Here is a 24,944-nt window from a genome sequence, read left to right on the forward strand (position 1 = left end):
ACGCGTTCACCACTAGTCCATTGGGGGGGCACACCATGCCTGAAGACGAGGCGAAAGCCATCCGCAAACTCTTCGAGAGGGTCGGGCAGAGGACGGGGCTGGAAGACCAGCTGCATACCCTTCTGGCCGCTACGCCAGAGGAACGGCAGCAGGCCATCGCCCGGTTCTTGGCCGAGCATTTTCCCGCCGATCCTTGGCAAGAGGTCCTGCTCAGCGTCGGCCTGGTGGACGAAGAATTCGACGGCTTCGGGCACCCGCCGTACGTGCCCGTGGGCACCTGCTTCGAAAGCCGCGCCGCGCTGCGGGCTTCGGGTCTGCACGGCCCGCTGCAAGCAGGCATCTGGGGCAAGGCGAGGGAGGACGCCAAATCCATCGTGGTGTCCGGCGGTTACGAGGACGACCGGGACTACGGCGACCTGATCATTTACACGGGCCAGGGCGGGCGGGATGCCGACTCTGGTCGACAGGTTGCGGACCAGGAACTCACCCGCGGCAATGCGGCGCTCGTCAACAGCCAATCGTCGGGCACGCCCGTCCGCGTCATCCGCGGAGCGGAGCCGGACAACGCCCATGCGCCTTCACGCGGATATCGGTACGACGGCCTCTACCGCGTCGAGGACCACTGGTCGCAGCGCGGCGAGTCGGGCTTCCTGGTGTGGCAGTACCGCCTGGTTGCCGTTGACGCGGCCGGGGTCAACGAAGCGGACATCAGGGCGGCCCACAATGCTGCGAAGTTCGGCCGGCCCCCGCGCGACGAGCCCCTTCCCACCGGGAACGATGCGCCCGGCCGCAGGGTGACCTCGACGCAGCGCGTGGTGCGGAGTACGGCCGTGGCCAATACCGTCAAGCGGCTGTACGACTACGCGTGTCAGGTGTGTGGCACCCGCATCGAGACGCCGACCGGCGCTTACTCGGAAGCGGCCCACATTAGGCCGTTGGGCCGTCCCCACAACGGGCCGGACACCCCGGAGAACGTCCTGTGCCTGTGCCCGAACCACCATGTGGCTTTCGATTTCGGGATGCTCACCATTGACCCGGGCGGCACGGTCGTGGAACACGGCTCCCAGCAGCGTACGTACGAGCTGCGCCTGCATCCCCAGCACGCGATAGCTGCCGAACACCTGGCGTACCACCGCGAGCACCACGAGGCCCGACGCACCGCACCGGTCGAGGGTTAATCTCGCAGGAGATCGTCTGTCGACACGGAGGTGTGTGGGCCATGGCCGCAGTGAGCGGGATTCCGGCGTCTGTCGTAGCCGCCGTCGGGCTTGTCGGGGGGTACGGCGTGGCGCGGTGGACGAAGAAGAGGGCGCTCGGTGGGGTGGTGTTGGGGGCCGCCGGGGTGGTGGCTGCTCGGGAGTGGAACGACAAGGCCGGGGCGCAGGCCGCCGCCGGGCTGACGGGGTTGTATCTCGCCGCGTTCGGTGGGGCGCATCCGTTGGCGAAGAAGGTCGGGGCCTGGCCGGCGGTGTTCGCCGTCGCCGGTGGGGTGGCGGTGGCTTCGTGGGCGGTGGAGAAGCGGGCGTAGCCCACGAAGCCGTTGCCGGTGTCTATGCCGAGGCTTCGGTGAGCTGCCCCAGTTCGGCGTCCGTCAGGTGCAGGTCGGCCACCGCGAGGAGGGCCGGGAGCTGGTCGACCGTGCGGGCGCTGGCCAGGGGGGTGGCCACGGTGGGTTGGGCGGCGAGCCAGGCGAGGGCGACGGTGGAGACGTCCGCGCCGTGGGCGGCGGCCACCTCGTCGAGGGCGGCCAGGACGCGCCGGCCCCGCTCGGTTTCCAGGTGCTTGGCGGCGCTGCCCGCGCGGGCGCTGTCCACGGTCGTGCCGGGGCGGTACTTGCCGGTGAGGAAGCCGGAGGCCAGGGCGTAGTAGGGGACGGCGGCCAGGCCGTGGCGGGCGGCGACGTCGGCGAGGGGGCCCTCGTAGGTGTCGCGGGAGACCAGGTTGTAGTGGGGCTGGATCGCCACGTACTTGGCGAGGCCGGAGGCGTCGGAGAAGGCGAGGGAGGCCTCCAGGCGTTCGGCGCTGATGTTGGAGGCGGCGATCTCGCGGACCTTGCCCTCCTTCACCAGGGCGTCGAGGGTGCCGATGATGTCCTCGACCGTCTGCGAGGTGTCGTCGTAGTGGGTGTAGTAGAGGTCGATGTAGTCGGTGCCCAGGCGGCGCAGGGACTCCTCCACGCGGGACCTGATGGTGGCGGGTGCAAGGCCGGCCGGTTCGGGGACGCCGGCGCCGACCTTGGTGGCGATGACGGTCCGGTCGCGGTTGCCGCGGGCGGCGAGCCAGGCGCCGAGGATGGTCTCGGACTCGCCGCCCCGGTTGCCGGGGACCCATGCCGAGTAGACGTCGGCGGTGTCGATGAAATTGCCGCCGGCCTCGGCGTAGGCGTCGAGGACGGCGAAGGACTCCTTCTCGTCCGCCGTCCAGCCGAAGACGTTGCCCCCGAGGGCGAGGGGGTGGACGGAGAGACTGCCGATCGTGCGGTGGTTGTCAGCCATGCGATGCCACAACGCCCCTACCGGCAGCCTTATTCCGCGTCAGTTCGCGTGGTGGTGTCTTCGGTCAGTCCGCGGGTGCGGGAGCCGGTAGGGGCTCGGGAGGGTGGACGGACAGGGGGGTGGCGATGTCTTCGAGGGAGCGGCCTTCGGCGGCCACGGCGAGGAACGCGGCCACCGCCCCGCCGATGCACATCAGGGAGGCGCCGATGGTGAAGGCGAGCACGGTGTCCCCGACGACGCCGCTGTGGGTGAGGGCGGCGAACAGCAGCGGGCCGCTGATGCCGCCCGCCGCTGTGCCCACCGCGTAGAAGAACGCGATGGCCATGGCCCTGGTCTCCATCGGGAAGATCTCCGAGACGGTGAGGTACGCGCTGCTCGCTCCGGCCGAGGCGAAGAAGAGGACGACGGCCCAGCACGCGGTCAGGGTGACGGCGTTGAGCCGGCCGCTGCCGAAGAGCCAGGCGGTCGCGAACAGCAGCAGTCCGGCCAGCAGATACGTCGAGGTGATCATGATGCGCCGGCCGAGCGTGTCGAAGAGCTTGCCGAGGAAGAGCGGGCCCAGGAAGTTGCCCACTGCTATGACGGCGAAGAAATAGCCGGTGCGGGAGGTGGAGACGCCGAAGAAGCGGGTGAGGATCGCGCCGAAGCCGAACGTGATGGCGTTGTAGAGGAACGCCTGTCCGATGAAGAGGGCGAGCCCCAGCACCGCCCGGCGGCGGTAGTCGGAGAAGACGGTCCGGGCGATGTCCCGGAATCCGAAGCTCTCGCGCTGGCGAATGGTGAAGCGCCCCTTCGCGGGCGGCAGCTCGGCGCCCTTCTCCGCGACGACGCGTTTCTCGATCTCCGTGACCAGCTCCTCCGCCTCCCCGCTGCGGCCATGGATGAACAGCCAGCGTGGGCTTTCGGGAACGTGGCGCCGGACGAGCAGGATCACCAGGCCCAGCACGACGCCGAGCCCGAAGGTCAGCCGCCAGCCGACGTCCTTGGCGAAGATGCTCGTGTCCAGCATCAGGATCGACAGCAGCGATCCGGCGATCGCGCCGAGCCAGAAGCTGCCGTTGATGATCAGGTCGACGCGGCCGCGGTAGACGGCCGGGATGAGTTCGTCGATGGCGGAGTTGATGGCCGCGTACTCGCCGCCGATGCCGAAGCCCGTCATGAAGCGGAAGACGAAGAACCACCAGGACGAGTACGACAGTGCGGTCAGCGCGGTCGCCGACAGGTAGACGGCCAGGGTGACCATGAAGAGTTTCTTGCGGCCGAAGAGGTCGGTGAGCCGGCCGAAGAACAGCGCCCCGGAACACGCCCCCGCCACGTACAGCGCGGCGGCCAGGCCCGTCACCCCGCCGGAGGTGATGGGCAGGCCGCTGCCCTGTTCGGAGAGGCGGCCGGCGATGTTGCCGACGACCGTGACCTCCAGACCGTCCAGCACCCAGACGGTGCCCAGCCCGATCACCACCGTCCAGTGCCACCGGGACCAGGGCAGCCGGTCCAGGCGGGCGGGAACGGACGTGGTGATCGTCGGTGCGGTCGTCGTCACATCCTCTGATTTCCCGATCACACGGATAACATTCCCGGAAAATCGGGATACGTAGGGGAATCCACGCCGCTATGACCCGGCTGCCTCCCTGCGGTTGCGGAGCGCGCGCTACGGCTGCAGGCCCCGGCTGCGCAGCCAGGACAGCGGGTCCACCGGGGCGCCACCGCCCGGCCGCACCTCCAGGTGCAGATGGGGACCGGTGACATTGCCGGTCGCCCCGACCCGGCCGATGACCGTGCCGGCGCCGACCTTGCCGGAGGTGATCACCATCGACGACAGGTGGCAGTACCAGACCTCCGTACCGTCACCGAGGGTGAGCACGACGCGGTAGCCGTACGCGCCCGCCCAGCCGGCCTGCGTGACCGTGCCCCCGCTCACGGCCCGCACCGGAGTGCCGGTCGGGGCGGCGAAGTCCTCGCCGGTGTGGTGGTGCGACGACCACATCGCCCCGGCCCGCCCGAAGCCGGCGGTCAGGGTGTAGGAGGTCAGGGGCAGTGTGAAGGATGCGGCGGTCTGCGCCTGCGGATGCGCCTGCGGGGCGCGGTGGGGCTGGGGAGCGCGGTGCGCTTGCGGCGCGGAACGCGGGGCCTGCTGAGCGTGCGGGGCCTGTGGGGCCTGGTGGGTCCGCTGCTGCGGCGGCGCGGCCTGGGCGGGTGCGGCTGCCGCCGCGTGCGCCGCTGCCGCGCGGGCTGCCGCCGCCCGGGCCGCGGCAGCGGCCTTGGCCTCGGCCTCCGCCACTGCCGCCTGCTGCGCGGCCATCGCATGGTGCCGTTCCGCTGCCGCCCGGGCCTCGGCCGCCTGCACGGCCGCTTCCGCCGCCTCCTGCTGGTGCTCGGCCTGCTGCATGATGCGCGTCCGCAGCACCTCGCCCGCGTCGGCGGCTTCCTCGGTGAACGCCGCCGCGGATGCCGCGGGGGCGGCGGGTGCGTCCCGGCCGGGGTCGGGCACGGATATGGGGGCCGCCGGGCGGTCCTGCGCGCTGGCCATGCCGCCCGCGCCGACGGCCGCGATCATGCCCACGCCGAGGACGGCACCGCTGCGGGCCATCGTGCCGCCGCGCTGCTTGGCGGCGCGGTGCCGGCCGCGCTCGAGCGGCGTCGCCGGGAGGTCGTCGCCGGGGCCGGTGGCGCCGGGATCGTAGGGCGGGGCGTAAGCCGGGACGATCGGAGGGTCGTACGCGGTGTAGGAACCGTCGTCGGCACCGTGCCTGTTGGACGCCACCGGGGCGCACTCCTTTCCTTCCCACTCGCCTACCGGGTTAGCTGTCGGGTTCGGAGCAGGAAGGTCTCCTACGGGCCGGTGCGCGGCCCGATTCACCCCAAAGGGATGGTTCCCCGGTTCCGTTCACGGGATTCGGCGAAGGCGCGCGGCACCGCCTCTTGCGGCGGTATCCAGGACCGCGCTGCGTTATCGAACGTTAATAGACAGCGCGACCGGATTCCAAGCCGAACGGGTGAATCCGCAGGCGTGTTGACGCTCCGATTTTCTGACGGAGCGTCAATTGTTATGCGCGCTCCCCCGCGGGCCGGCGGCGCCGGGCCGGGCGGGTGCGGCCGCGCCCGGGACGGCGCTGCGCCTGCTCCTGCCGGGGCTGCTCCGACCGGGACTGCTCCTGCCGGGGCGTGGGCACCGCGATCGTCACCGGGATGCCGCTCGGCTCCCGGGCGCCGGTGATGCGGGCCAGCTCGGCGTCCTGCGGGTGGACGTCGGCCGTCGCCGGGGCGATGCGCGCGGTCGCCATCATCTGCCGCATCTCGCGCCGCTCCTCGGGCAGGACGAGCGTGACGACGGTGCCCGCCTCGCCGGCCCGGGCCGTACGGCCGCCGCGGTGCAGGTAGTCCTTGTGGTCGACGGGCGGGTCGATGTTGACGACGAGGTCGAGCCCGTCGATGTGGATGCCGCGCGCCGCCACGTTCGTGGCGATCAGCGCCGTCACCTGCTCGGTGCGGAACTGCTCCAGGACGCGGTTGCGCTGCGGCTGGCTCTTGCCCCCGTGCAGCGCCGCGGCCCGCACACCCTGCGTCAGCAGGCGCTTGACCAGCCGGTCGGCGCCCCGCTTGGTGTCCACGAACATGATCACGCGGCCTTCGCGGGCCGCGATCCGGGTGACCACCTCGCGCTTGGCCTCCACGTCGGCGACGTGCAGCAGGTGGTGCTCCATGGTCACCACCGCGCCCGCCGAGGGGTCGACGGAGTGGGTGACGGGGTCCGTCAGGAAGCGGCGGACGAGCCGGTCGACGTTGCGGTCCAGCGTCGCGGAGAACAGCATCCGCTGGCCGCCCGGGGCGACCTGGTCGAGCAGGCGGGTGACCTGGGGCAGGAAGCCCATGTCGGCCATCTGGTCCGCCTCGTCCAGGACGGTGACGGTCACGTCGCCCAGGGCGCAGTCGCCGCGCTGGAGCAGGTCGGCGAGCCGGCCCGGCGTCGCGACCATGACCTCGGCACCGCGGCCGAGGGCCTGCGCCTGCCGGCCGATGGACAGCCCGCCGACGACGGTGACCGTACGCAGGTCCAGGGCGGCCGCGTAGGGGGTGAGGGAGTCGGTGACCTGCTGCGCGAGCTCGCGGGTGGGCACCAGCACCAGCGCCAGCGGCCGGCCCGGCAGGGCCCGCCGGCCCGCGGTACGGGCCAGGAGCGCGAGCCCGAAGGCGAGGGTCTTGCCGGAACCGGTACGCCCACGGCCGAGGACGTCGCGCCCGGCGAGGGAATTCGGCAGGGTCGCGGCCTGAATGGGGAAGGGCTCGGTGACGCCCTCGCGGGTCAGCGTCTTCAGCAGCGCGCTGGGCATGTCGAGGTCGGCGAAGGAGGCGACGGGCGGCAGCGCCGGCGTCGTGGCCTCGGGCACCTCGAAGTCGGCGGCCGGCTCGACGACGGCGGCAGCAGCCCGTGCGGGGCCGCTGGCGCGGCGCCGGGCGGGACGGCCTTCGCGGGCGGGACGGTCTTCGCGGCCGGGGCGGCTGTCGCCACGGGAGCGGGTGCTGCCGGAGCGGCTGTCGCCGCTGCCACGGGTGCTGCGACCGGTGCGGGCGTCGCCGCCGGAGCGGGCCTCGCCCTCGGGGCGGGCGCCCCCACGGGAACGGGTGCTGCCGCCGGAGAGGGCATCCCCGCCGGCGCGGCCGTTGCCGCCGGTGCGGGCGTCCCCACCGGAGCGGGCGCCACGACCGGAACGGGCATCCCCGCCCGAACGGGCACCGCCACCGGAACCGGCGCTACCGCCGGACCGGGTGCCGCCCCCGGACCGGGCACTGCCGGCGGAGCGGTTGTCGCCGCTCGAGCGGGCGCCACCGGTGGAGCGGGCATCGCCGCCGGAGCGGGCGGGGCGGGGGGCGGAGCGAGTCATGCGGGACCTTCCCTCGGTGGCGGCGGCGGGAGCCGGGCCCCCGGTGGACGGACGCGACAATGGGGCCCGCACCCAGTGGTGCGGGCCCCATGGCGCGTACGCGCGTACGGTTTCGTCAGATGGTGACGATGTTCTCGGCCTGCAGGCCCTTCTGGCCCTGCGTGACCTCGAAGGACACCTTCTGGCCCTCGAGCAGCTCGCGGAAGCCGTTGGAGGCGATGTTCGAGTAGTGGGCGAAGACGTCGGGGCCGCCGCCGTCCTGCTCGATGAAGCCGAAGCCCTTTTCCGAGTTGAACCACTTCACGGTGCCAGTAGCCATGTCTATCTCCTTAGTGATGGGGTGGCCCCCGACCGGAAAAAGACCGGCGAAAACAAAAATGCGCCTTCGGCTACATGGCCGAGGCGCACACGAGTTCCATGGGTACCACAACTGCAACTCGTACGAGCGTACCACGCCCTGTGCGCCTCGTGTGGATCTTGTACGGCCCGCTATAACTCGACGCCCTGGGCCCTGGCGTGCCGGTCGGCGGCGACCTCCGCCTCGGCCTCGTCGAGGTAGACCTCGCAGACCAGCCGCCCGTCCGCGGTCATGTTGTGCTCCAGCTCCCAGAGGCTGACCTCTCCCCCGCCTTCGAGCAGGAACGCGTGCTCGTAGAAGCGGCACCAGGTGGCGTCCTTGCCGGGCCCCCGGCGCCTGGGCTTGGTGATGAGCGCGATGTGGTGGCCGAGCGCCCCTTGGAGCAGCTCGCGCACCACCTCGCCGGGGCCGTCGGCGTTCTCGGCCCGGCGCAGCAGCCGGCGGGCGTGCTCGGGGGAGGCCTCGGCGACGTACTCGCGGCGGGGCCGGCTGGGGCCCATGGCCAGCAGCAGTTCCTCGGCCAGCCAGGCCGGCAGCTCCTCGTCCTCGCTGCCCGGGCCGATGCCGCCGCCGATGTGCTCGTGCACGCGGCGCTCGGCGGCGTCGAGGGCGGTGTCGTCGGTGTAGAGCTCGTACAGGAACCCCTCCTGCGGCCCGGTGTCGTGTTCGAGCTCGTACAGCACGAGGCTGCTGCCGTCGGCCAGCAGGAAGATGTGGCGGTAGGTGTTGCAGCGCAGGGGGCGCCCGCCGTCGTTGCGCTGGCGGTACGAGCGCAGCTCGGGCTGGTGCATCAGCGCGGTGCCCAGCCGCGCGAGGACGTGCTCGCCGATCTCGAAGCCGTTCTGGGCCCGCCTCAGCAGCTCCTGCACCTGCTCGGCGGGGGTCGCCTCGCGGCCGGCGGGGCGCTCCGTCCCCTCGCCGCCCCGCTGCTCGCCCTCGCCCCCGCCCTCGCGCGTCCTCGCCATGCCCCTCGACCTCCCGAGTCCCTCTCCCGCCACCGAGCCGGGTGCCGCCCGCCGCCCACCGTCCGCCGCAGGCTGCGCCGTCGCCGGCACGAGCGCCGTGCCGGCGCCCCTGCGCCGCTCGCGGGGGTCCGTGCGCTGCCCTTCCGCGCACTTACCGTAGCGGCGTGAACACGGCCGGCGGGCGGGGTTTTCCGCAAGTGGCCGTAGGGCGCCCTTACCGCACACGTTTCCCTCGAACATTCGGGCCTCGAACAGGGTCGTGCAGCGCCCCTACGGGGCGCCGTGGCGCCACGTGCCGAAGATCCGCCGGGCAGGCCCTAGGCACCCCCCGGCAGGGGCCGGGTGCGGCCGGCCAGGTACCAGCCGGCCGTTGCGGCGCACCACAGCAGGGCGCCGGCCGCCACGAAGGAGGCGCCGGGGGCGGCGTCGACGGCGAAGGGCAGCAGCAGCATTCCGGCCACGGACGCCGCGTGGGCGGCCATCTGGTCGACCGTCAGCAGCCGCAGCCGGGCGGGCGGCGCGAAGCGCGCCAGGTGGGCGCGGAAGGTGACGGTGCACACGGGGAAGAGCAGTCCGGTGACGATGCACAGTGCGATGACGGCGGCCATGCGGTCGGCGACGCCGAGTCCGGCGAGGGCGAGGCCGGAGACGGCCCAGGCGAAGCAGTAGGTGCCGAGCCAGTTCTGTTCGTCACAGGGGCGGGTGGTCAGGGTGTTGCCGGTCAGGAGGTTGCCGGCCAGTCCGCCGGCCGCGGTGGCGGCGAGGGCGAGGCCGTACCCGGCGGCGCCCTGGCCGAAGCGGGCGACGAGCAGCGGGGGCAGTCCGACGGTGGAGACCGCGGAGGCGAACAGGGCCACGGCGTGGACGGCGATGGCGGTGGCGGTGCGGCGCTGTTCGCGCAGCAGCCGCCGGGCCCGCACGGCCGGCAGGGGGCCGCGGGCGGCCGCGGCGCTCTTCCTGCGGGCCGTGCGCCGGCCCAGCCAGGCGAGCGCGGCGGCCGAGACGGCGAAGGTGAGGCCGTCGATGGTGAACAGCTGCACCTCGGAGACGAGCAGCAGCAGGGCGCCGGCGCTGCCCTGTCCCACCACGCCGGCCACCCGGGAGGTGAGGTCGAACAGGCAGCTGGCCTGGGCCACCTCGTCGGGTGTGACGAGCTGCGGGACGAGGGTGCCGAGGTTGGGGTCGAAGAGGGCGCCGAGGGTGCCGAGCAGCAGGACGAGGCCGAGGGTGAGGGCGAAGCCGAAGGCGTCGGGGGACCACAGCAGGGGCAGGGCGAGGGCCACCGCGGCGCGGGCGGTGTCCAGCCAGGCCAGCGAGCGCCAGCGGGAGAAGCGTCCGACGACCGTGCCGGCCCCGCCCAGGGCGATGTAGGGCAGGGACTCGACGGCGGCGACCAGCCCCATCCGCGACGACGACCCCGTGGCCTCGTAGACCACCCACATCGCGGCGAGGGCGTAGAGCCGGTCGCCCAGCACGGAGAGGGTCATGGACAGCCACAGCACGCGGACGGAGCGGGAGCGCAGCAGACGCACATGCCTCACGGCGCTTACCTCCGGCAATTCCGGTCCGGGGCGGCACACCCTAGGGCGCGGGCGAGCGGGCATTACCGGCCTTCCGTCGCAGACCGGGGCGGGGTGCGGGCGTTCACCACCCGCAGGTGTGGCGGTGTTCGCACGGCGTCTCACGACGCGGACCCGCGCGGGGCGGGCGCCGGGGCGGCGACCGGGGGCGTACGCGGTTCGGTCAGCGCCACTGGTCCATCCGGGGACGCGCCGCGCGCGACGATGGGGTGTGACGACATAGAGTGACGGCACAATTGCTCCGCGTATCTGCGGGACGCGAGGGATCGGCGGCCGCCGGCCTTCCTTGGTCCTGCTGAGATCAATCAGGAGGTTCCCAGTGGCGAAGGCGAAGTTCGAGCGGACGAAGCCCCACGTCAACATCGGCACCATCGGACACATCGACCACGGCAAGACGACCCTGACCGCGGCGATCACCAAGGTGCTGCACGACGCCTATCCGGACCTGAACGAGGTGTCGGCCTTCGAGAACATCGACAAGGCCCCGGAGGAGCGGCAACGCGGCATCACCATCTCCATCGCCCACGTCGAGTACCAGACCGAGCGGCGTCACTACGCACACGTCGACTGCCCCGGTCACGCGGACTACATCAAGAACATGATCACCGGTGCCGCCCAGATGGACGGCGCCATTCTCGTCGTGGCCGCGACCGACGGCCCGATGCCGCAGACCAAGGAGCACGTGCTGCTCGCCCGCCAGGTCGGCGTTCCCTACATCGTGGTGGCGCTCAACAAGGCCGACATGGTGGACGACGAGGAGATCCTGGAGCTCGTCGAGCTGGAGGTGCGCGAGCTGCTCAGCGAGTACGAGTTCCCGGGCGACGAGGCCCCGGTCGTCAAGGTCTCGGCCCTGAAGGCCCTGGAGGGCGACCCGGAGTGGGGCAAGTCGGTCCTCGACCTGATGAAGGCCGTGGACGAGGCCATCCCGGAGCCGGAGCGCGAGATCGACAAGCCGTTCCTGATGCCGATCGAGGACGTCTTCACCATCACCGGCCGCGGCACCGTGGTCACCGGCCGCATCGAACGCGGCGTCCTGCGCGTCAACGAGACCGTCGACATCATCGGCATCCACCCGGAGAAGACGACCACGACCGTCACCGGTATCGAGATGTTCCGCAAGCTGCTCGACGAGGGCCAGGCCGGTGAGAACGTCGGTCTGCTGCTGCGCGGCATCAAGCGCGAGGACGTCGAGCGCGGCCAGTGCATCATCAAGCCCGGGTCGGTCACTCCGCACACCGAGTTCGAGGCGACGGCCTACATCCTCTCCAAGGACGAGGGCGGCCGGCACACGCCCTTCTTCAACAACTACCGTCCGCAGTTCTACTTCCGCACCACGGACGTCACCGGCGTCGTGACCCTGCCCGAGGACAAGGAAATGGTCATGCCGGGCGACAACACCGCGATGTCGGTGGCGCTGATCCAGCCGATCGCCATGGAGGAGGGCCTGAAGTTCGCCATTCGCGAGGGCGGCCGCACGGTCGGCGCCGGCCAGGTCACGAAGATCACGAAGTAGGAAGGGCGGGAACGGGGGCCGGCTGCAGGCCAGAGGACCCTGGAGCCGAGCCGGACCACCCCGTTCCCAGTCGACACGCTAGCGCCCGGGCGGCGGCACCCCCCGCAGGCCGGTCGGCGTGGCGACGCAAAAACCCGCCGCGGCCGCACGCCGGACCGCAGGCGGGCGCGGGCCTCGGCTCACGGGGAAGTGCAGCGGAGCGAGGGGGCCTTGGCGGCCGGCCCGCTGACACTGAAGCCGAAGGTGACCGACCGGCGCGCTGGCACGGTGGCGTTGAAGGAGACGTTGCGTACGGCCACCTGCTGCCCGGAGACGCTGAGGGTGCCGTTCCACAGCTGGGTGACCCGCTGTCCGGGCGCGAGGGTCCACTCCACCGTCCAGCCGCTGATCTCCCGGGCCCCGGCCCGTACGGTGACCTCCGCCTCGAACCCGTCGTGCCAGGAGTTCGTGACCCGGTACGCCGCCGTGCAGGCGCCCTGCCGGTCGAGGACGGAGTCCGCGAGCCCCGTGACCGCCCCGGCGACGTCCCCCACCATGCCCGGGCCGGGCGGGGGCGCCGGCGCGGCACTCGCGGGAACGGCCGGAGCCGCGGCGGCGACGACGGTCAGAACGGTGGCGGCCCACCTGGAGCCGAGGATCGTCATGGGGCCCAGGCTTACCGGACGGATCCCCTCCGCTATCCCGCCGGCCCGGATCGAAACCACCCGGAAGCGTGGCCGCACCGCGCCCCCAACGACTGAGCGCCCCGCCCGGCAACAGCCGGACGGGGCGCTCAGTCGCAGGTCAGGGGGCGGTGCCCCCGCCTGCATCGGGTAGGCCGTGTGGGACTCGAACCCACAACCAATGGATTAAAAGTCCACTGCTCTGCCAATTGAGCTAACGGCCCGCACCCCGCAGCATAGCCCGGCCTGCCCGCGAAGCCCGAGTCGTTATCGCCGAGGACTTGGGCGGAGCGGCGCCGGGGCGGTCGCGGAGCGGGCGAGGGCCCGTACGACACGGTGTGTCGTACGGGCCCTCGAAAGCTGCCGCCGGGTCAGCCGTTGCGCTTCCAGCGGGGCTTGTCGGCGCGGCGGTCGAACGACGAGCCACCGCGGTGGTCGTCACGACGGCCGTACGGGCGGTCGCCGCCACCGGAACGGAAGCCGCCGGAGGGGCGGTCGTCGCGGCGGTCGCGGTTGAACGGACGGTCGCCGCCACCGGAGCGGTAGCCGCCGGACGGGCGGTCGTCGCGGCGGAAGCCACCGGACGGACGGTCGTCACGACGGAAACCGCCGGAGGGACGGTCGTCACGGCGCTCGTCGCGGCGGAAGCCGCCGGAGGGGCGGTCGTCACGGCGGAAACCACCACGGTCGTCACGGCGCTCGTCACGGCGGAAACCACCACGGTCGTCGCGACGGTCGTCACGACGGAAACCGTCACGGTCGTCGCGGCGGAAGCCACCGGTGGGGCGGTCGTCGCGACGGAAACCGCCGGAGGGACGGTCGTCACGGCGGAAGCCACCACGGTCGTCGCGACGGAAGCCGCCACGGTCCTCACGGCGGTCGTCACGGCGCTCGTCGCGACGGAAGCCACCGCGGTCCTCGCGGCGGTCGTCACGGCGCTCGTCACGGTCGTCGCGGCGGAAACCGCTGCTGCGACGCTCGAAGTTGCCGCGCTCGTCACGGCGCTCGTCGGCCGGGGCGCTCTGCTGCGCCGGGACGGCGGCGGCCCGGTCGGCCTCCTCCGCCCGGGCGGTCTCGGCCTCGGCCTCCGCGGCGGCGGCAGCCACCGCGGCCTCCGGGTCCTCGCCGCGCTCGCGGGCGGCACGGGCCAGCAGGCGGTCGGCCTCCTCGCGCAGCTCGGTGGCGCGGCGCTGGGCGCGCTCCAGCTGACGGGTCAGGTCCGCCAGGTCGCGCTCGGCCTGCTTGGCGGCGTTGGCCGCCGAGTCGGCCTGCACCTCGGTGAGCGAACGAGCGCCGGTGATCTTGGCGACGTCCTCGTCGAAGGCGCCGGAGCCGGCGACGATGTGGCGCGAGGCGTCCACGCCCGCGTCCTCCATCAGGCGGAAGATCTGCCGGCGCTGGTGCGGCAGGGCCAGGGAGACGACCGTGCCGGACTGGCCGGCGCGGGCCGTACGACCGGAGCGGTGCAGGTAGTCCTTGTGGTCACCGGCCGGGTCGACGTTCAGGACCAGGTCGATGCCGTCGACGTGGATGCCGCGGGCGGCGACGTCGGTGGCGACCAGGACGTTCACGCGGCCGCCCTTGAAGTCCTCCAGGACGCGGGTACGGGCGCCCTGGGTCATGCCGCCGTGCAGCGCGTCCGCGCGGATGCCGGCGTCGAGCAGCTGCTCGGCGACGCGGTCGGCGCCCATCTGGGTGCGGACGAAGATGATCGTGCGGCCCTTGCGGGCGGCGATGGCGGCCGTGACCGGCGCCTTGTCCTTCGGCTTCACGACGAGGACGTGGTGGGTCATCGTCGTCACGGCACCGGCGGACGGGTCGACCTCGTGCGTGACCGGGGCCACCAGGTAGCGCTTGACCAGCGTGTCGATCTCGTTCTCCAGCGTCGCGGAGAACAGCAGGCGCTGGCCGCCGGTCGGCACCTGGTCGAGGATCTCGGTGACCTCGGGCAGGAAGCCCATGTCGGCCATCTGGTCGGCCTCGTCGAGGACGGCGACCTGGACCTTGTCGAGGGAGGCGGCGCCGCGGTCGATGATGTCGCGCAGGCGGCCCGGGGTGGCGACGAGGATGTCGACGCCGCGCTCCAGGGCGTAGATCTGGTTGCCCATGGACGTACCGCCGCAGACGACCTTCATCTTCAGGCCGAGCACGTCGCCGTACGGCTGCAGGGCGTCGGCGACCTGCATCGCCAGCTCACGGGTCGGGGTGAGGATCAGGCCGCGCGGGCGCTTCTTCTCGGTGTGGCCGCCGGCCAGGATCGACAGCAGGGGCAGACCGAAGGAGAGGGTCTTGCCCGAGCCGGTGCGGCCGCGGCCCAGGATGTCCTTGCCGGCCAGGGCGTCCGGGATGGTCGCCGCCTGGATCGGGAAGGGGGTGGTCACGCCGTTCTGGGCGAGCTTGCGGACGATGGCCTCGTCCAGGCCCAGGTCGGCGAAGGTGATCTGCGGCTCGGCGGCCTCGACGACCTCGGCGGCGGCCTCGACGATCGCCTCGTCGGCGGCGGGCATGACGGTGGTGTCAGGGGAAATGGACATGCGAAATGCGAAACCTTCCGGAGTTTCGGCACGCGCCCAAGCTCCGTGTCGGCTTCACAAATGACCGCCTCGATGCGGTCAGCCACGGCAAGGTAAGGAACGCGCCACACGGCGCGCTTCTGTCTGGCGCCGGGCAAATGGGATCAAACGATCTACCACCATACGCACCCATCGCCCCGCGGCGCAAGCCGCCTGCACATGGCCTGGGACACACTCCCCCACCCCGCCCCGCGCCTCACGACGGACCCGCCTGCGGCGACGACGGAGGCTGCGTCGGCGGCGTCGGCGGCTGCGTGGGCGCCGGCGGCGTCGGCGGGGCCTGCGTCGGCGGCTGCGACGGCGCCGGCGGCTTGCCCGGCGCCGACGACGGGCCCGCACCGTGCCCGGCCGGCGGCTTCGACGGCGCCCCCGGCCTGTCCGGCCGCCCGGCCGGCGGGGACGCGCCCGGGGCCGCCGACGGCGACGCGGAAGCCGACGCCTCGGGATGCGCCCCCTTCGCCGACGGGCTGCCGCTCGCCCCGCCCTTCACCGACTTGCCGTCCACCCGACCGCCCGGACGGGTGCCCGGCATGCGGATGCCGCCCTCCGTCCGCTGACCGTCCCCCTGCCGGTCGCCCGCCCCCTTGGGCACCGGCCGCCCCGGGTCGCTCACGCTCATGCACCCGCCCAGGGCCAGGGACGCGACCGCCACCGCGGCGATACGGGTGGCCGTCGCGCGAGTGAACGCTGCGGCGTGCGCTGACATTGCGCGCATGGACAGGACCGCCTTCGGGTACGGGGGACAGGCGCCCTGCCCAACTGGCCCCGCCCCGCGCAGGACACGGCCGTCAGCCGTAGCCCAGGGCGTGCAGGCGGGCGTCGTCGATCCCGAAGTGATGTGCCACCTCGTGGACGACCGTCACCTCCACCTCGGCGACGACCTCCTCCCGCGTGGCGCACATGCGCAGCGTCGGGCCGCGGAAGATCGTGATGCGGTCCGGCAGCACACCGGCGTACCACTCGCCGCGCTCGGTCAGCGGCGTTCCCTCGTAGAGCCCGAGCAGCTCCGGATCATCGGTCGGCGGCTCGTCCTCGACGAAGACGGCGACGTTGTCCATCAGCCGCGTCAGCTCGGGCGGGATCCGGTCCAGGCCCTCGGCGACCAGTTCCTCGAACTCCTCGCGCGTCATCTCCAGCACGCGGCCATTGTCCGGCAAGGAGGCCCGCGGGGACCCTGCGGCGAGGCCCCCGGCAAACCGTTTTGGCGATACCTCCTCCCATCCCATATGCTTCTCACGTCCCCGAGGCGCTGCGAAGCGCCCAGGTGGGCCATTCAGCCCTCATCGTCTAGTGGCCCAGGACGCCGCCCTTTCAAGGCGGTAGCACGGGTTCGAATCCCGTTGGGGGCACGCTGGAACGTGTGCGAGACTTGTTCTCGCACATGAGCAAGGTCCTGTGGAGCAGTTTGGAGTGCTCGCCACCCTGTCAAGGTGGAGGCCGCGGGTTCAAATCCCGTCAGGACCGCTTACGATTGCTTGTGACGAGTGATCGTATGGCTGGGTAGCTCAGTTGGTACGAGCGTCCGCCTGAAAAGCGGAAGGTCGCCGGTTCGACCCCGGCCCCAGCCACGACGAGGCCCCCATCTCCGATGGGGGCCTCAGTGCGTTTCCGCCCCGTAGGGGCGCAGTGCCGTGTGCGCCCGGACCCCGGCTGCGGGCGCGTTGTGGCTGATCGCGCAGTTCCCCGCGCCCCTGCGGGGCGCCACACCGCCGGATAAATGGGTTCGCCGCTTCGCGGCGGCTGGTGCGATCCTGGGGGGCGTATGTCTACGCAGCCTGCCGCCACCGCCACGTTCGCCGATCTCGCCGCCCGTCTGTCCGAGCTGATGCTGCGCGACGCGCAGCGGCTGGGGCGGCGGATGGAGGGGGCTCGGCGTATTCGCAAGCCCGAGGCCCGTGCGGCCGTGCTGGCCGAGATCGCGGGGGAGGTCGAGGCGGCCGAGCTGCGCGTGGCCGCCCGGCGGCAGGCCGTGCCGGAGATCTCGTACCCGGAGCAGCTACCGGTCAGCCAGAAGAAGGACGCGATCCTGGAGGCGATACGCGACCACCAGGTCGTGATCGTCGCGGGTGAGACCGGTTCCGGCAAGACGACGCAGATCCCGAAGATCTGTCTGGAGCTGGGCCGTGGCGTGCGCGGCCTGATCGGGCACACGCAGCCGCGGCGGATCGCCGCCCGTACGGTGGCCGAGCGGGTCGCGGAGGAGCTGCGGACGCCGCTGGGCGAGGCGGTCGGCTGGAAGGTGCGGTTCACCGATCAGGTCGGTGGCGACACGCTGGTCAAGCTGATGACGGACGGCATTCTGCTCGCCGAGATCCAGACGGACCGCGAGCTGCGCCAGTACGACACGATCATCATCGACGAGGCGCACGAGCGCAGCCTCAACATCGACTTCCTGCTGGGTTACCTGGCGCAGTTGCTCCCGCGTCGCCCCGACCTCAAGGTCGTGATCACCTCGGCGACCATCGATCCGGAGCGCTTCTCCCGTCATTTCGGCGACGCGCCGATCGTGGAGGTCAGCGGGCGTACGTATCCGGTGGAGGTGCGGTACCGCCCGCTGCTGGAGGAGGAGTCCTCGGACGCGGACCGTGACCAGATCACGGCGATCTGTGACGCGGTGGACGAGCTGCAGCAGGAGGGCCCGGGCGACATCCTCGTCTTCCTCTCCGGTGAGCGGGAGATCCGTGACACCGCGGACGCGCTGGAGAAGCGCAAGTACAAGTTCACCGAGGTGCTGCCGCTGTACGCGCGGCTGTCGCACGCCGACCAGCACCGCGTCTTCCAGCGCCACACCGGTCGCCGCATCGTGCTGGCGACGAACGTCGCGGAGACGTCCCTGACGGTCCCGGGCATCAAGTACGTCATCGACCCGGGTTTCGCGCGCATCTCGCGCTACAGCCACCGCACGAAGGTGCAGCGGCTGCCGATCGAGCCGGTCTCGCAGGCCAGTGCCAATCAGCGCAAGGGCCGGTGCGGCCGTACGAGCGACGGCATCTGCATCCGGCTGTATTCGGAGGACGACTTCCTCTCCCGTCCGGAGTTCACGGACGCGGAGATCCTGCGGACGAATCTCGCCTCGGTCATCCTGCAGATGACGGCCGCGGGACTCGGCGACATCGAGAAGTTCCCGTTCATCGACCCGCCGGACCGCCGCAACATCAAGGACGGCGTGGACCTGCTGCAGGAGCTGGGGGCGATCGACCCGCAGCAGAAGGATCCGAAGAAGCGGCTGACGCCGCTGGGCCGCAAGCTCTCGCAGCTGCCGGTGGACCCGCGCCTGGCCCGCATGGTGCTGGAGGCGGACCGCAACGGCTGTGCCCGCGAGGTCATGGTCATCGCCTCCGCGCTGTCCATCCAGGATCCGCGCGAGCGGCCGGCGGACAAGCAGCAGCAGGCGGATCAGCAGCACGCCCGGTTCAAGGACGAGACGAGCGACTTCCTCGCCTTCCTGAACCTGTGGCGGTACGTGCGCGAGCAGCAGAAGACGTTGTCGTCCTCCGCCTTCCGCCGCATGTGCAAGTCGGAGTTCCTGAACTACCTGCGCATACGTGAGTGGCAGGACATCTACTACCAGCTGCGCTCGGTCGCGAAGACGATGGGCGTCCACCTGGCCGAGGAGGACGCGGCGCCGGAGCGGGTGCACCAGTCGCTGCTGGCGGGTCTGCTGTCGCACATCGGCCTGAAGGATCCCGAGAAGAACAACGAGTACGTCGGCGCCCGCAACGCCAAGTTCGCCGTCTTCCCCGGCTCCGCACTGTTCAAGAAGCCGCCGCGCTGGGTGATGTCGGCGGAGCTGGTGGAGACCTCGCGGCTGTGGGCGCGGGTCAATGCCCGCATCGATCCGGAGTGGATCGAGCCGCTGGCCCAGCACCTGGTGAAGCGCACCTACAGCGAGCCGCACTGGGAGCAGAAGCAGGCGGCGGTGATGGCGTACGAGCGGGTGACGCTCTACGGCGTGCCGATCGTGGCGCAGCGCAAGGTGAACTACGGGCGGATCGACCCGGAGACGAGCCGGGAGCTGTTCATCCGCCATGCGCTGGTGGAGGGCGACTGGCGCACGCACCACCAGTTCTTCCACGACAACCGCAAGCTGCTCGACGAGGTCGAGGAGCTGGAGCACCGGGCGCGCCGGCGCGACATCCTGGTGGACGACGAGACGCTGTTCGACTTCTACGACCAGCGGCTGCCGGAACACGTGGTCTCGGGTGCGCACTTCGACTCGTGGTGGAAGCACAAGCGGCGCGAGGAGCCGGAGCTGCTCAATTTCGAGCAGTCCATGCTCATCAACGAGAAGGCCGGGGCGGTCACCAAGGAGGACTATCCGGACTCCTGGCGGCAGGGCCGGCTGAAGTTCAAGGTGACGTACCAGTTCGAGCCGGGGGCGGACGCGGACGGTGTGACGGTGCACGTGCCGCTGCAGGTGCTCAACCAGGTCTCGGCGGAGGGCTTCGACTGGCAGATCCCGGGTCTGCGCGAGGACCTGGTGACGGAGATGATCCGCTCGCTGCCCAAGCCGATCCGCCGCAACTGCGTGCCGGCGCCGAACTTCGCCCAGCGCTTCCTGGACTCGGCGGTGCCGTTGCAGGAGCCGCTGCCGGTGGCGCTGGCGCACGCGCTGCACCGGATGACCGGGGTGCGCATGGAGGCGGGCGACTTCGACCCGGCCAAGGTCCCGGACCACCTGAAGATCACGTTCCGGGTGGTGGACGAGCGGCGTCGCAAGATTGCCGAGGACAAGGACCTGGAGGCCCTGCGGCTGCGGCTGAAGCCGAAGACGCAGGCGGCGATCTCCAAGGCGTTCGACGCGGCCCTGGACCGGGCGGCGGGCGCCGCGGGACCCGGCGGCGGGACGGCCGGCCGGCTGGAGCAGCGCTCGGGCCTGACCCGCTGGACGGTGGGCACGCTGCCGCGCACGTTCGAGACGCGCCGCGCGGGCCAGCCCGTCAAGGCGTACCCGGCGCTGGTGGACGAGGGCGCCTCGGTGGCGGTGCGGCTCTTCGACACGGAGGAGGAGCAGCGGGAGGCGATGTGGCGCGGCGTGCGCCGGCTGATCCTGCTGAACCTGCCGTCGGACCCGGCGAAGTTCGCCCAGGACAAGCTGGGCAACCAGCAGAAGCTGGCGCTCTCGCGCAATCCGCACGGCTCGATCCAGGCGCTCTTCGACGACTGCGTGGCCGCTGCGGCCGACAAGCTGATCGCGGCGCACGGCGGGCCGGCGTGGGACGAGGAGTCCTACCGCAAGCTCTTCGACGCGGTGCGCGCGGACATCGTGGACGCGACGCTGGACGCGATCCGCAAGGTGCAGGAGGTGCTGGCCGCCTGGCAGGCGTGCGAGCGCCGGCTCAAGGCGACGACCAGCCCGGCGCTGCTGACGTCGCTGACGGACGTCAAGGAGCAGCTCGCGGCGCTGATCAAGCCGGGCTTCGTGACGGAGCACGGCGTACGCCGGCTGCCGGACCTGCTGCGCTACCTGGTGGCGGTGGACCGCCGCCTGACGCAACTGCCGACGGGCGCGGAGCGGGACCGGGCGCGGATGGCGAAGGTCCACGAGATGCAGGACGAGTACGCCTGGCTGCTGGAGCAGTTCCCCAAGGGGCGGCCGGTGCCGCAGGAGGCCCGGGAGATCCGCTGGATGATCGAGGAACTGCGGGTGAGCTACTTCGCGCACGCGCTGGGGACGGCGTACCCGGTGTCGGACAAGCGGATCGTGAAGGCGGTCGACAAGCTGGCGCCGTAGGTGTGCCCCACGTCTCGTCGATGCGGTTCGACCGCACGGCCTGACCTGCTGTAGAGTCTTGCTTCGCAGCCCCCCGGAAGGGGAAACGCAAGCAAGGTCCTGTGGAGCAGTTTGGAGTGCTCGCCACCCTGTCAAGGTGGAGGCCGCGGGTTCAAATCCCGTCAGGACCGCAGCAAGATGAGGCCCGCACCGTTCATGGTGCGGGCCTCATCGTCGTTTCCGGCCGGAGCAGTGCACACCCCAGCGGGCCTCGTCGTCGTTTCCGGTCGGATCCCGGCCGGATCGGCGCACCCTCCCGCCAGGCCTCGTTGTCGACCTTGACTGCGACACGTGCCAGGGGTACCCCAGTCAGAGGGAGGTGCTGCGCCCCATGACGACGACCACCCGGACCGAGCGTGCCCGGCACGAGACGCGGGCGCTGTTGCGTGCTCATCTTTCCGCCGCGGCCGGCTACCGGCATCTGACCCGGCACTGCCCGGTCTGCCACCGGCTGCTGCAGCTGGCCCAGGAGGGGGTGGGAGAGCCGGCGGGGCCGCCGGGTGCGGGTGTCACCCTCAGTGGTGAGGGCAGCAACTCCTTTACCGCAGCGCCATGATGGGTGACAAGGCGACCGCGATGTGACGGGTGTCACCGAAAGAGTTTCGGTGAAGGGGGAACTCACACCCCCTTCACCCCTGCTCAATTTAATATGTGCAATTGCACCGGCCCCCGGCGGCCGCCCCGGGACAGGAGCCGGCCGGCACCACCCGGGCACAGTACGGACGTCCCGCGCACATGCGGGCATAAAAAGATCGCGCTGGACCCGGCGGAGTCCAGCGCGATCGACAACGCACCCAAGTCGGTGGGCTGGGAACCTGTTGGGGCAGGCGTCCCGTCGTTCACTGCTTGGTGGAGCTGTGCTGGGCGACAGCCGGGTTGGGGGCCCCGGAAATCACCCGGTCATTCAGTTGTTCAGGCCTCGCTGCGCTGCTGCGGAATACCCGCCAGCAGGGCACGGACCTCGGCTTCGCGGTAGCGCCGGTGTCCTCCGAGCGTGCGGATGGACGTGAGCTTGCCAGCCTTGGCCCAGCGGGTGACCGTCTTCGGGTCCACGCGGAACATCGTGGCAACCTCAGCCGGGGTCAGCAGCGGCTCGGCATCAGGGGTGCGAGCGGTCATGAGCGGCCTCCTCGGGAGAACCGAACCATCACGTCGGTTCTTTCCTCTAAATTCTGCACCTTGACCCGCGTTGCCCGAAATGGCGGACGCGGGCCGAGTCGGTTATAGGACGAACGGCTTGTCCTCGGCACTACAACTACACCATCTGTCCAGCCACGTCGGCCAAACCGATGGAATTGCCCTCTCAGGTGTTCAACCTCGACGGAAGCCGATGGACCATGCCATAGCGGACAGTCACGCCACCGTGACGATCAGTCACAGCGGGATCAATCGGATCAGGGGTCACCGGATCCGCCAAGGAGTGCAATACCGAGCTGTCCGCCCTCAGTTAGGCGGAAGGAGCCCTTCCGAGGCTCCTTGTCCTATTTTGCCATGAGGATGGGCGATCGGCGCAAGACCTTCCGTAAGTGCAGTAGGTCACGCTTGCCGCAATGGCCCGGATCGGGACCTAGGTCCCGGACCGTGCCCGCCCCGGCCCCACGACGGGCGGTCAGTTGGCGAACTGGCGGTTGCGGACCGCGCTCCAACGCTCCGTCAGCCGCTCGTACGCCGCACCGGCCCGCGCCCCGTCACCCGCCCGCAGCGCCGCCAGTCCCTCCGCCGTGTCGGCCGCGGAGTGGTCCTCGGCCAGTCGTGCTTCCGGAACCATATGCACAAGTCCGCCGTAGTCCAGCTCCACCAGGGACCGCGGATGGAACTCTTCCAGCCATCGCCCCACCTCCACCAGCCCCTCGATCAGCGGTCCCTCCTCGATCGCGTCCCGCAGGGTGCGCAGGCCGCGGGCCACCCGGCGGCGCGCCTGGACCATGGGCGTGCGGTAGCGCATCCGTACGTCCCGGCCGCCCTCGCCGCTGTCGTAGTCGCGCTCGTCGTCGGAGAAGAGCACGAACCAGCGCAGCGGCACCTGCCAGGTGGCGGTCCTGATCCACGGCCGGGCGTCGGGATTGCGCTCGAGCCAGTGCTCGTAGTCGGCGACGGCCTGGCGGCGCACCACCGGCGGCAGCGCCGCGTCCAGGACGGGCGGCGGCAGGCTGTCGGCCAGGCGCTGCAGGGCCAGCCAGCCGCGCAGCCGGGTCCGCCAGGGGCACACGCACAGCACGCCGTCGACCACGGCCACGAAGGCGTCGGCGCTCTCGTGCACGGGGACGGGCACGGGCGGGGTGGGCAGCAGGTCCGCGAGCGAGCGGCGCAACTCCTCCTGGGCGCCGGGCAGCTCCCCGCGCCGGGCGTAGCGCAGCCAGTGGCTGCGCTCGGGCTCGGGGAAGGCCCCCAGCGGCTCGTAGACCCGCAGGTACGCCGCGTACGGGACGGTCACCGACGACGCCACGCCCACGCTCGCTCCCTCAAGCCGTAGGACCCCCGGGCGGCGGCCGCCGGGCCGCTGGCCGCGCCGTCGCCCTGCTGTCTCGTCCAGATCGTCCCACGGCGTCGCAGCACGGGAGGGTGATCCTCGGCACGCGGCCCTTCCCGGCGCCCGCCAGGCCCTACCCTCGTGCCAACCGGCCCTCCGCCACCCCGGGAGGGCGACCTCCGCGACATATGGAGTCACCACCGTGACTGACGTACGTCCCACCACCGAAGCCGCCGGCGGCGTGCTGCAGACCCTGTTCCGATCGGAGCAGGGCGGCCACGAGCAGGTCGTGCTGTGCCAGGACCGCGCGAGCGGCCTGAAGGCCGTGATCGCCGTGCACTCCACCGCCCTGGGCCCGGCTCTCGGCGGTACGCGCTTCTACCCGTACGCCTCCGAGGACGAGGCGGTGCAGGACGCGCTGAACCTCTCGCGCGGCATGTCGTACAAGAACGCCCTGGCGGGGCTCGACCACGGCGGCGGAAAGGCCGTGATCATAGGCGACCCCGACCTGATCAAGACCGAGCAGCTGCTGCTCGCGTACGGCCGCTTCGTGGCCTCCCTGGGCGGCCGCTATGTCACCGCGTGCGACGTCGGCACGTACGTGCAGGACATGGACGTGGTTGCCCGGACGAACCGCTGGACCACCGGCCGCTCCCCCGAGCAGGGCGGCGCCGGCGACTCCTCGGTGCTCACCGCCTTCGGCGTCTTCCAGGGCATGCGGGCGGCCGCGCAGACCCAGTGGGGCGCCCCGACGCTGCGCGGCCGGCGGGTCGGCGTGGCGGGCGTCGGCAAGGTGGGCCACCACCTCGTGGAGCACCTGATCGAGGACGGCGCCGAGGTCGTGATCACGGACGTGCGGGCCGAGGCCGTCGAGCGGATCATCGCCCGGCACCCGAAGGTCACCGCGGTGACCGACGCGGACGTGCTGGTGCGCACCCCGCTGGACGTCTACGCCCCCTGTGCCCTGGGCGGCGCGCTCAACGACGACTCGGTGGCCGCGCTGACCGCCACGGTCGTCTGCGGCGCCGCGAACAACCAGCTGGCCCACCCCGGCGTCGAGAAGGACCTGGCCGACCGGGGCGTGCTCTACGCGCCCGACTACGTCGTGAACGCCGGTGGCGTCATCCAGGTCGCGGACGAACTCCACGGTTTCGACTTCGAGCGGGCGAAGGCCAAGGCGGCCAAGATTTTCGACACGACTTTGGCCATTTTCGATCGGGCGAAGGCGGACGGCATTCCGCCGGCCGTCGCCGCCGATCGTCTCGCCGAGCAGCGCATGGCGGAGGGGAAAGCCGAGGGGAAAACTGCCCGGGCGACCGCGGGGCAGTGACCGAAACGTTCGGCCTCGGTCCCGCCTTCACTCGTTCGGGTGAGGCCGCTTGGCCGAGTGCATGAACGAAGGCCGTACACCGGTCCCCACAGTGGGCCGCCGGGCGGTGGTGAAAGGAGAGAAGTGTCACCACCTCTCGGCGGGTCGGCGTCCAGGACACGTTAAAATCGCACCTGACCAGCGAGTACAGAGCGGCTCGCGGGTTGTGCTGCGTGCCACGTCATGCGGGCGACGTACCGTATGGCCGCGGAAGCAGGTACCGTTGAAGCTCTACAGGCCGGACACCCTTACACAGGGGTCCGCTCTGAACTCATGAACGTGAACGCGTGTCAAGACTCTGGGGCC

General features: G+C 71.5%; 19 protein-coding genes, 5 tRNA genes and 1 riboswitch. Of the genes, 11 read left to right on the forward strand and 13 right to left on the reverse strand.

Features of this window, described 5'->3' with window-relative positions:
• The first annotated feature begins 35 nt into the window (after nt 1–35).
• Both ABD361_RS25905 and ABD361_RS25910 read left to right on the forward strand, forming a co-directional pair.
• Nucleotides 36–1,178, forward strand: a complete 1,143-nt coding sequence (locus ABD361_RS25905) for a YDG/SRA domain-containing protein (protein WP_344438540.1) — start codon at nt 36–38, stop codon at nt 1,176–1,178.
• A gap of 41 nt (nt 1,179–1,219) precedes the next feature.
• Nucleotides 1,220–1,528: a hypothetical protein gene (locus ABD361_RS25910; protein WP_344438541.1), complete on the forward strand. Its 309-nt coding sequence runs from the start codon at nt 1,220–1,222 to the stop codon at nt 1,526–1,528.
• 22 nt (nt 1,529–1,550) lie between these two features.
• Here ABD361_RS25910 and ABD361_RS25915 read toward each other — a convergent pair whose 3' ends face one another.
• The 7 genes from ABD361_RS25915 to ABD361_RS25945 all read right to left on the reverse strand — a co-directional run bounded on the left by ABD361_RS25915 (nt 1,551) and on the right by ABD361_RS25945 (nt 10,239).
• Nucleotides 1,551–2,495, reverse strand: a complete 945-nt coding sequence (locus ABD361_RS25915; RefSeq protein WP_344438543.1) for an aldo/keto reductase — start codon at nt 2,493–2,495, stop codon at nt 1,551–1,553.
• A 64-nt stretch (nt 2,496–2,559) separates the two neighbouring features.
• Nucleotides 2,560–4,035 (reverse strand): MFS transporter, encoded by a 1,476-nt coding sequence (locus ABD361_RS25920; RefSeq protein ID WP_344438545.1) that lies wholly within the window; start codon nt 4,033–4,035, stop codon nt 2,560–2,562.
• A gap of 108 nt (nt 4,036–4,143) precedes the next feature.
• Nucleotides 4,144–5,256 carry a M23 family metallopeptidase gene (locus ABD361_RS25925; protein ID WP_344438547.1) on the reverse strand — a complete coding sequence of 371 codons (1,113 nt, stop codon included), beginning with the start codon at nt 5,254–5,256 and terminating at the stop codon, nt 4,144–4,146.
• Between the two features lie 11 nt (nt 5,257–5,267).
• Nucleotides 5,268–5,404: riboswitch (cyclic di-AMP (ydaO/yuaA leader) on the reverse strand.
• 135 nt (nt 5,405–5,539) lie between these two features.
• A complete protein-coding gene (locus tag ABD361_RS25930; RefSeq protein WP_344438549.1) occupies nt 5,540–7,375 on the reverse strand; it encodes a DEAD/DEAH box helicase in 1,836 nt (611 codons plus the stop codon).
• A gap of 115 nt (nt 7,376–7,490) precedes the next feature.
• Nucleotides 7,491–7,694 carry a cold-shock protein gene (locus tag ABD361_RS25935; RefSeq protein WP_344438551.1) on the reverse strand — a complete coding sequence of 68 codons (204 nt, stop codon included), beginning with the start codon at nt 7,692–7,694 and terminating at the stop codon, nt 7,491–7,493.
• Between the two features lie 170 nt (nt 7,695–7,864).
• On the reverse strand, nt 7,865–8,698 hold the full coding sequence (locus ABD361_RS25940) for a DUF6227 family protein (RefSeq protein ID WP_344438553.1): 834 nt from the start codon (nt 8,696–8,698) through the stop codon (nt 7,865–7,867).
• A gap of 317 nt (nt 8,699–9,015) precedes the next feature.
• On the reverse strand, nt 9,016–10,239 hold the full coding sequence (locus ABD361_RS25945; RefSeq protein WP_344438556.1) for an MFS transporter: 1,224 nt from the start codon (nt 10,237–10,239) through the stop codon (nt 9,016–9,018).
• A gap of 358 nt (nt 10,240–10,597) precedes the next feature.
• On the opposite strand from ABD361_RS25945, the gene tuf reads away from it, so the two are divergent.
• Nucleotides 10,598–11,791 (forward strand): elongation factor Tu, encoded by a 1,194-nt coding sequence (tuf, locus tag ABD361_RS25950; protein WP_344438558.1) that lies wholly within the window; start codon nt 10,598–10,600, stop codon nt 11,789–11,791.
• 179 nt (nt 11,792–11,970) lie between these two features.
• Here the strand turns inward: tuf and ABD361_RS25955 are convergent, their stop codons facing one another.
• The 3 genes from ABD361_RS25955 to ABD361_RS25965 form a co-directional block, all read right to left on the reverse strand.
• Nucleotides 11,971–12,435: a cellulose binding domain-containing protein gene (locus ABD361_RS25955; protein ID WP_344438560.1), complete on the reverse strand. Its 465-nt coding sequence runs from the start codon at nt 12,433–12,435 to the stop codon at nt 11,971–11,973.
• Nucleotides 12,436–12,604: 169 nt separating this feature from the next.
• Nucleotides 12,605–12,677 (reverse strand) — tRNA-Lys (locus ABD361_RS25960).
• 147 nt (nt 12,678–12,824) lie between these two features.
• Nucleotides 12,825–14,987 carry a DEAD/DEAH box helicase gene (locus ABD361_RS25965; protein WP_344438562.1) on the reverse strand — a complete coding sequence of 721 codons (2,163 nt, stop codon included), beginning with the start codon at nt 14,985–14,987 and terminating at the stop codon, nt 12,825–12,827.
• A 293-nt stretch (nt 14,988–15,280) separates the two neighbouring features.
• On the opposite strand from ABD361_RS25965, the gene ABD361_RS25970 reads away from it, so the two are divergent.
• Entirely contained in the window at nt 15,281–15,583 is a 303-nt protein-coding gene (locus tag ABD361_RS25970) for a hypothetical protein (RefSeq protein ID WP_344438564.1), read from the forward strand.
• 231 nt (nt 15,584–15,814) lie between these two features.
• On the opposite strand, the gene ABD361_RS25975 is transcribed toward ABD361_RS25970, so the two are convergent.
• Nucleotides 15,815–16,165 (reverse strand): metallopeptidase family protein, encoded by a 351-nt coding sequence (locus ABD361_RS25975; RefSeq protein ID WP_344438566.1) that lies wholly within the window; start codon nt 16,163–16,165, stop codon nt 15,815–15,817.
• Nucleotides 16,166–16,302: 137 nt separating this feature from the next.
• On the opposite strand from ABD361_RS25975, the gene ABD361_RS25980 reads away from it, so the two are divergent.
• From ABD361_RS25980 to ABD361_RS26005, 6 genes are all read left to right on the forward strand, one after another.
• Nucleotides 16,303–16,375 (forward strand) — tRNA-Glu (locus ABD361_RS25980).
• Nucleotides 16,376–16,415: 40 nt separating this feature from the next.
• A tRNA-Asp gene (locus ABD361_RS25985) sits at nt 16,416–16,490 on the forward strand.
• A gap of 30 nt (nt 16,491–16,520) precedes the next feature.
• A tRNA-Phe gene (locus ABD361_RS25990) sits at nt 16,521–16,594 on the forward strand.
• Between the two features lie 194 nt (nt 16,595–16,788).
• Nucleotides 16,789–20,760, forward strand: coding sequence for an ATP-dependent RNA helicase HrpA (gene hrpA, locus ABD361_RS25995; protein WP_344438568.1), 3,972 nt, complete (start codon nt 16,789–16,791; stop codon nt 20,758–20,760).
• Between the two features lie 95 nt (nt 20,761–20,855).
• Nucleotides 20,856–20,930: transfer RNA gene (locus ABD361_RS26000), tRNA-Asp, on the forward strand.
• Between the two features lie 200 nt (nt 20,931–21,130).
• Nucleotides 21,131–21,355, forward strand: a complete 225-nt coding sequence (locus ABD361_RS26005; protein WP_344438571.1) for a DUF6274 family protein — start codon at nt 21,131–21,133, stop codon at nt 21,353–21,355.
• 356 nt (nt 21,356–21,711) lie between these two features.
• On the opposite strand, the gene bldC is transcribed toward ABD361_RS26005, so the two are convergent.
• Both bldC and ABD361_RS26015 read right to left on the reverse strand, forming a co-directional pair.
• Nucleotides 21,712–21,918, reverse strand: a complete 207-nt coding sequence (gene bldC / locus ABD361_RS26010) for a developmental transcriptional regulator BldC (protein WP_003949541.1) — start codon at nt 21,916–21,918, stop codon at nt 21,712–21,714.
• Between the two features lie 490 nt (nt 21,919–22,408).
• Nucleotides 22,409–23,251 carry a DUF8083 family protein gene (locus ABD361_RS26015; protein ID WP_344438574.1) on the reverse strand — a complete coding sequence of 281 codons (843 nt, stop codon included), beginning with the start codon at nt 23,249–23,251 and terminating at the stop codon, nt 22,409–22,411.
• A 220-nt stretch (nt 23,252–23,471) separates the two neighbouring features.
• On the opposite strand from ABD361_RS26015, the gene ABD361_RS26020 reads away from it, so the two are divergent.
• Nucleotides 23,472–24,599 carry a Leu/Phe/Val dehydrogenase gene (locus ABD361_RS26020; protein WP_344438576.1) on the forward strand — a complete coding sequence of 376 codons (1,128 nt, stop codon included), beginning with the start codon at nt 23,472–23,474 and terminating at the stop codon, nt 24,597–24,599.
• The last annotated feature ends 345 nt before the right edge of the window (nt 24,600–24,944 follow it).

The sequence above is a fragment of the Streptomyces luteosporeus genome (assembly GCF_039532865.1).
Lineage (GTDB): Bacteria > Actinomycetota > Actinomycetes > Streptomycetales > Streptomycetaceae > Streptomyces > Streptomyces luteosporeus.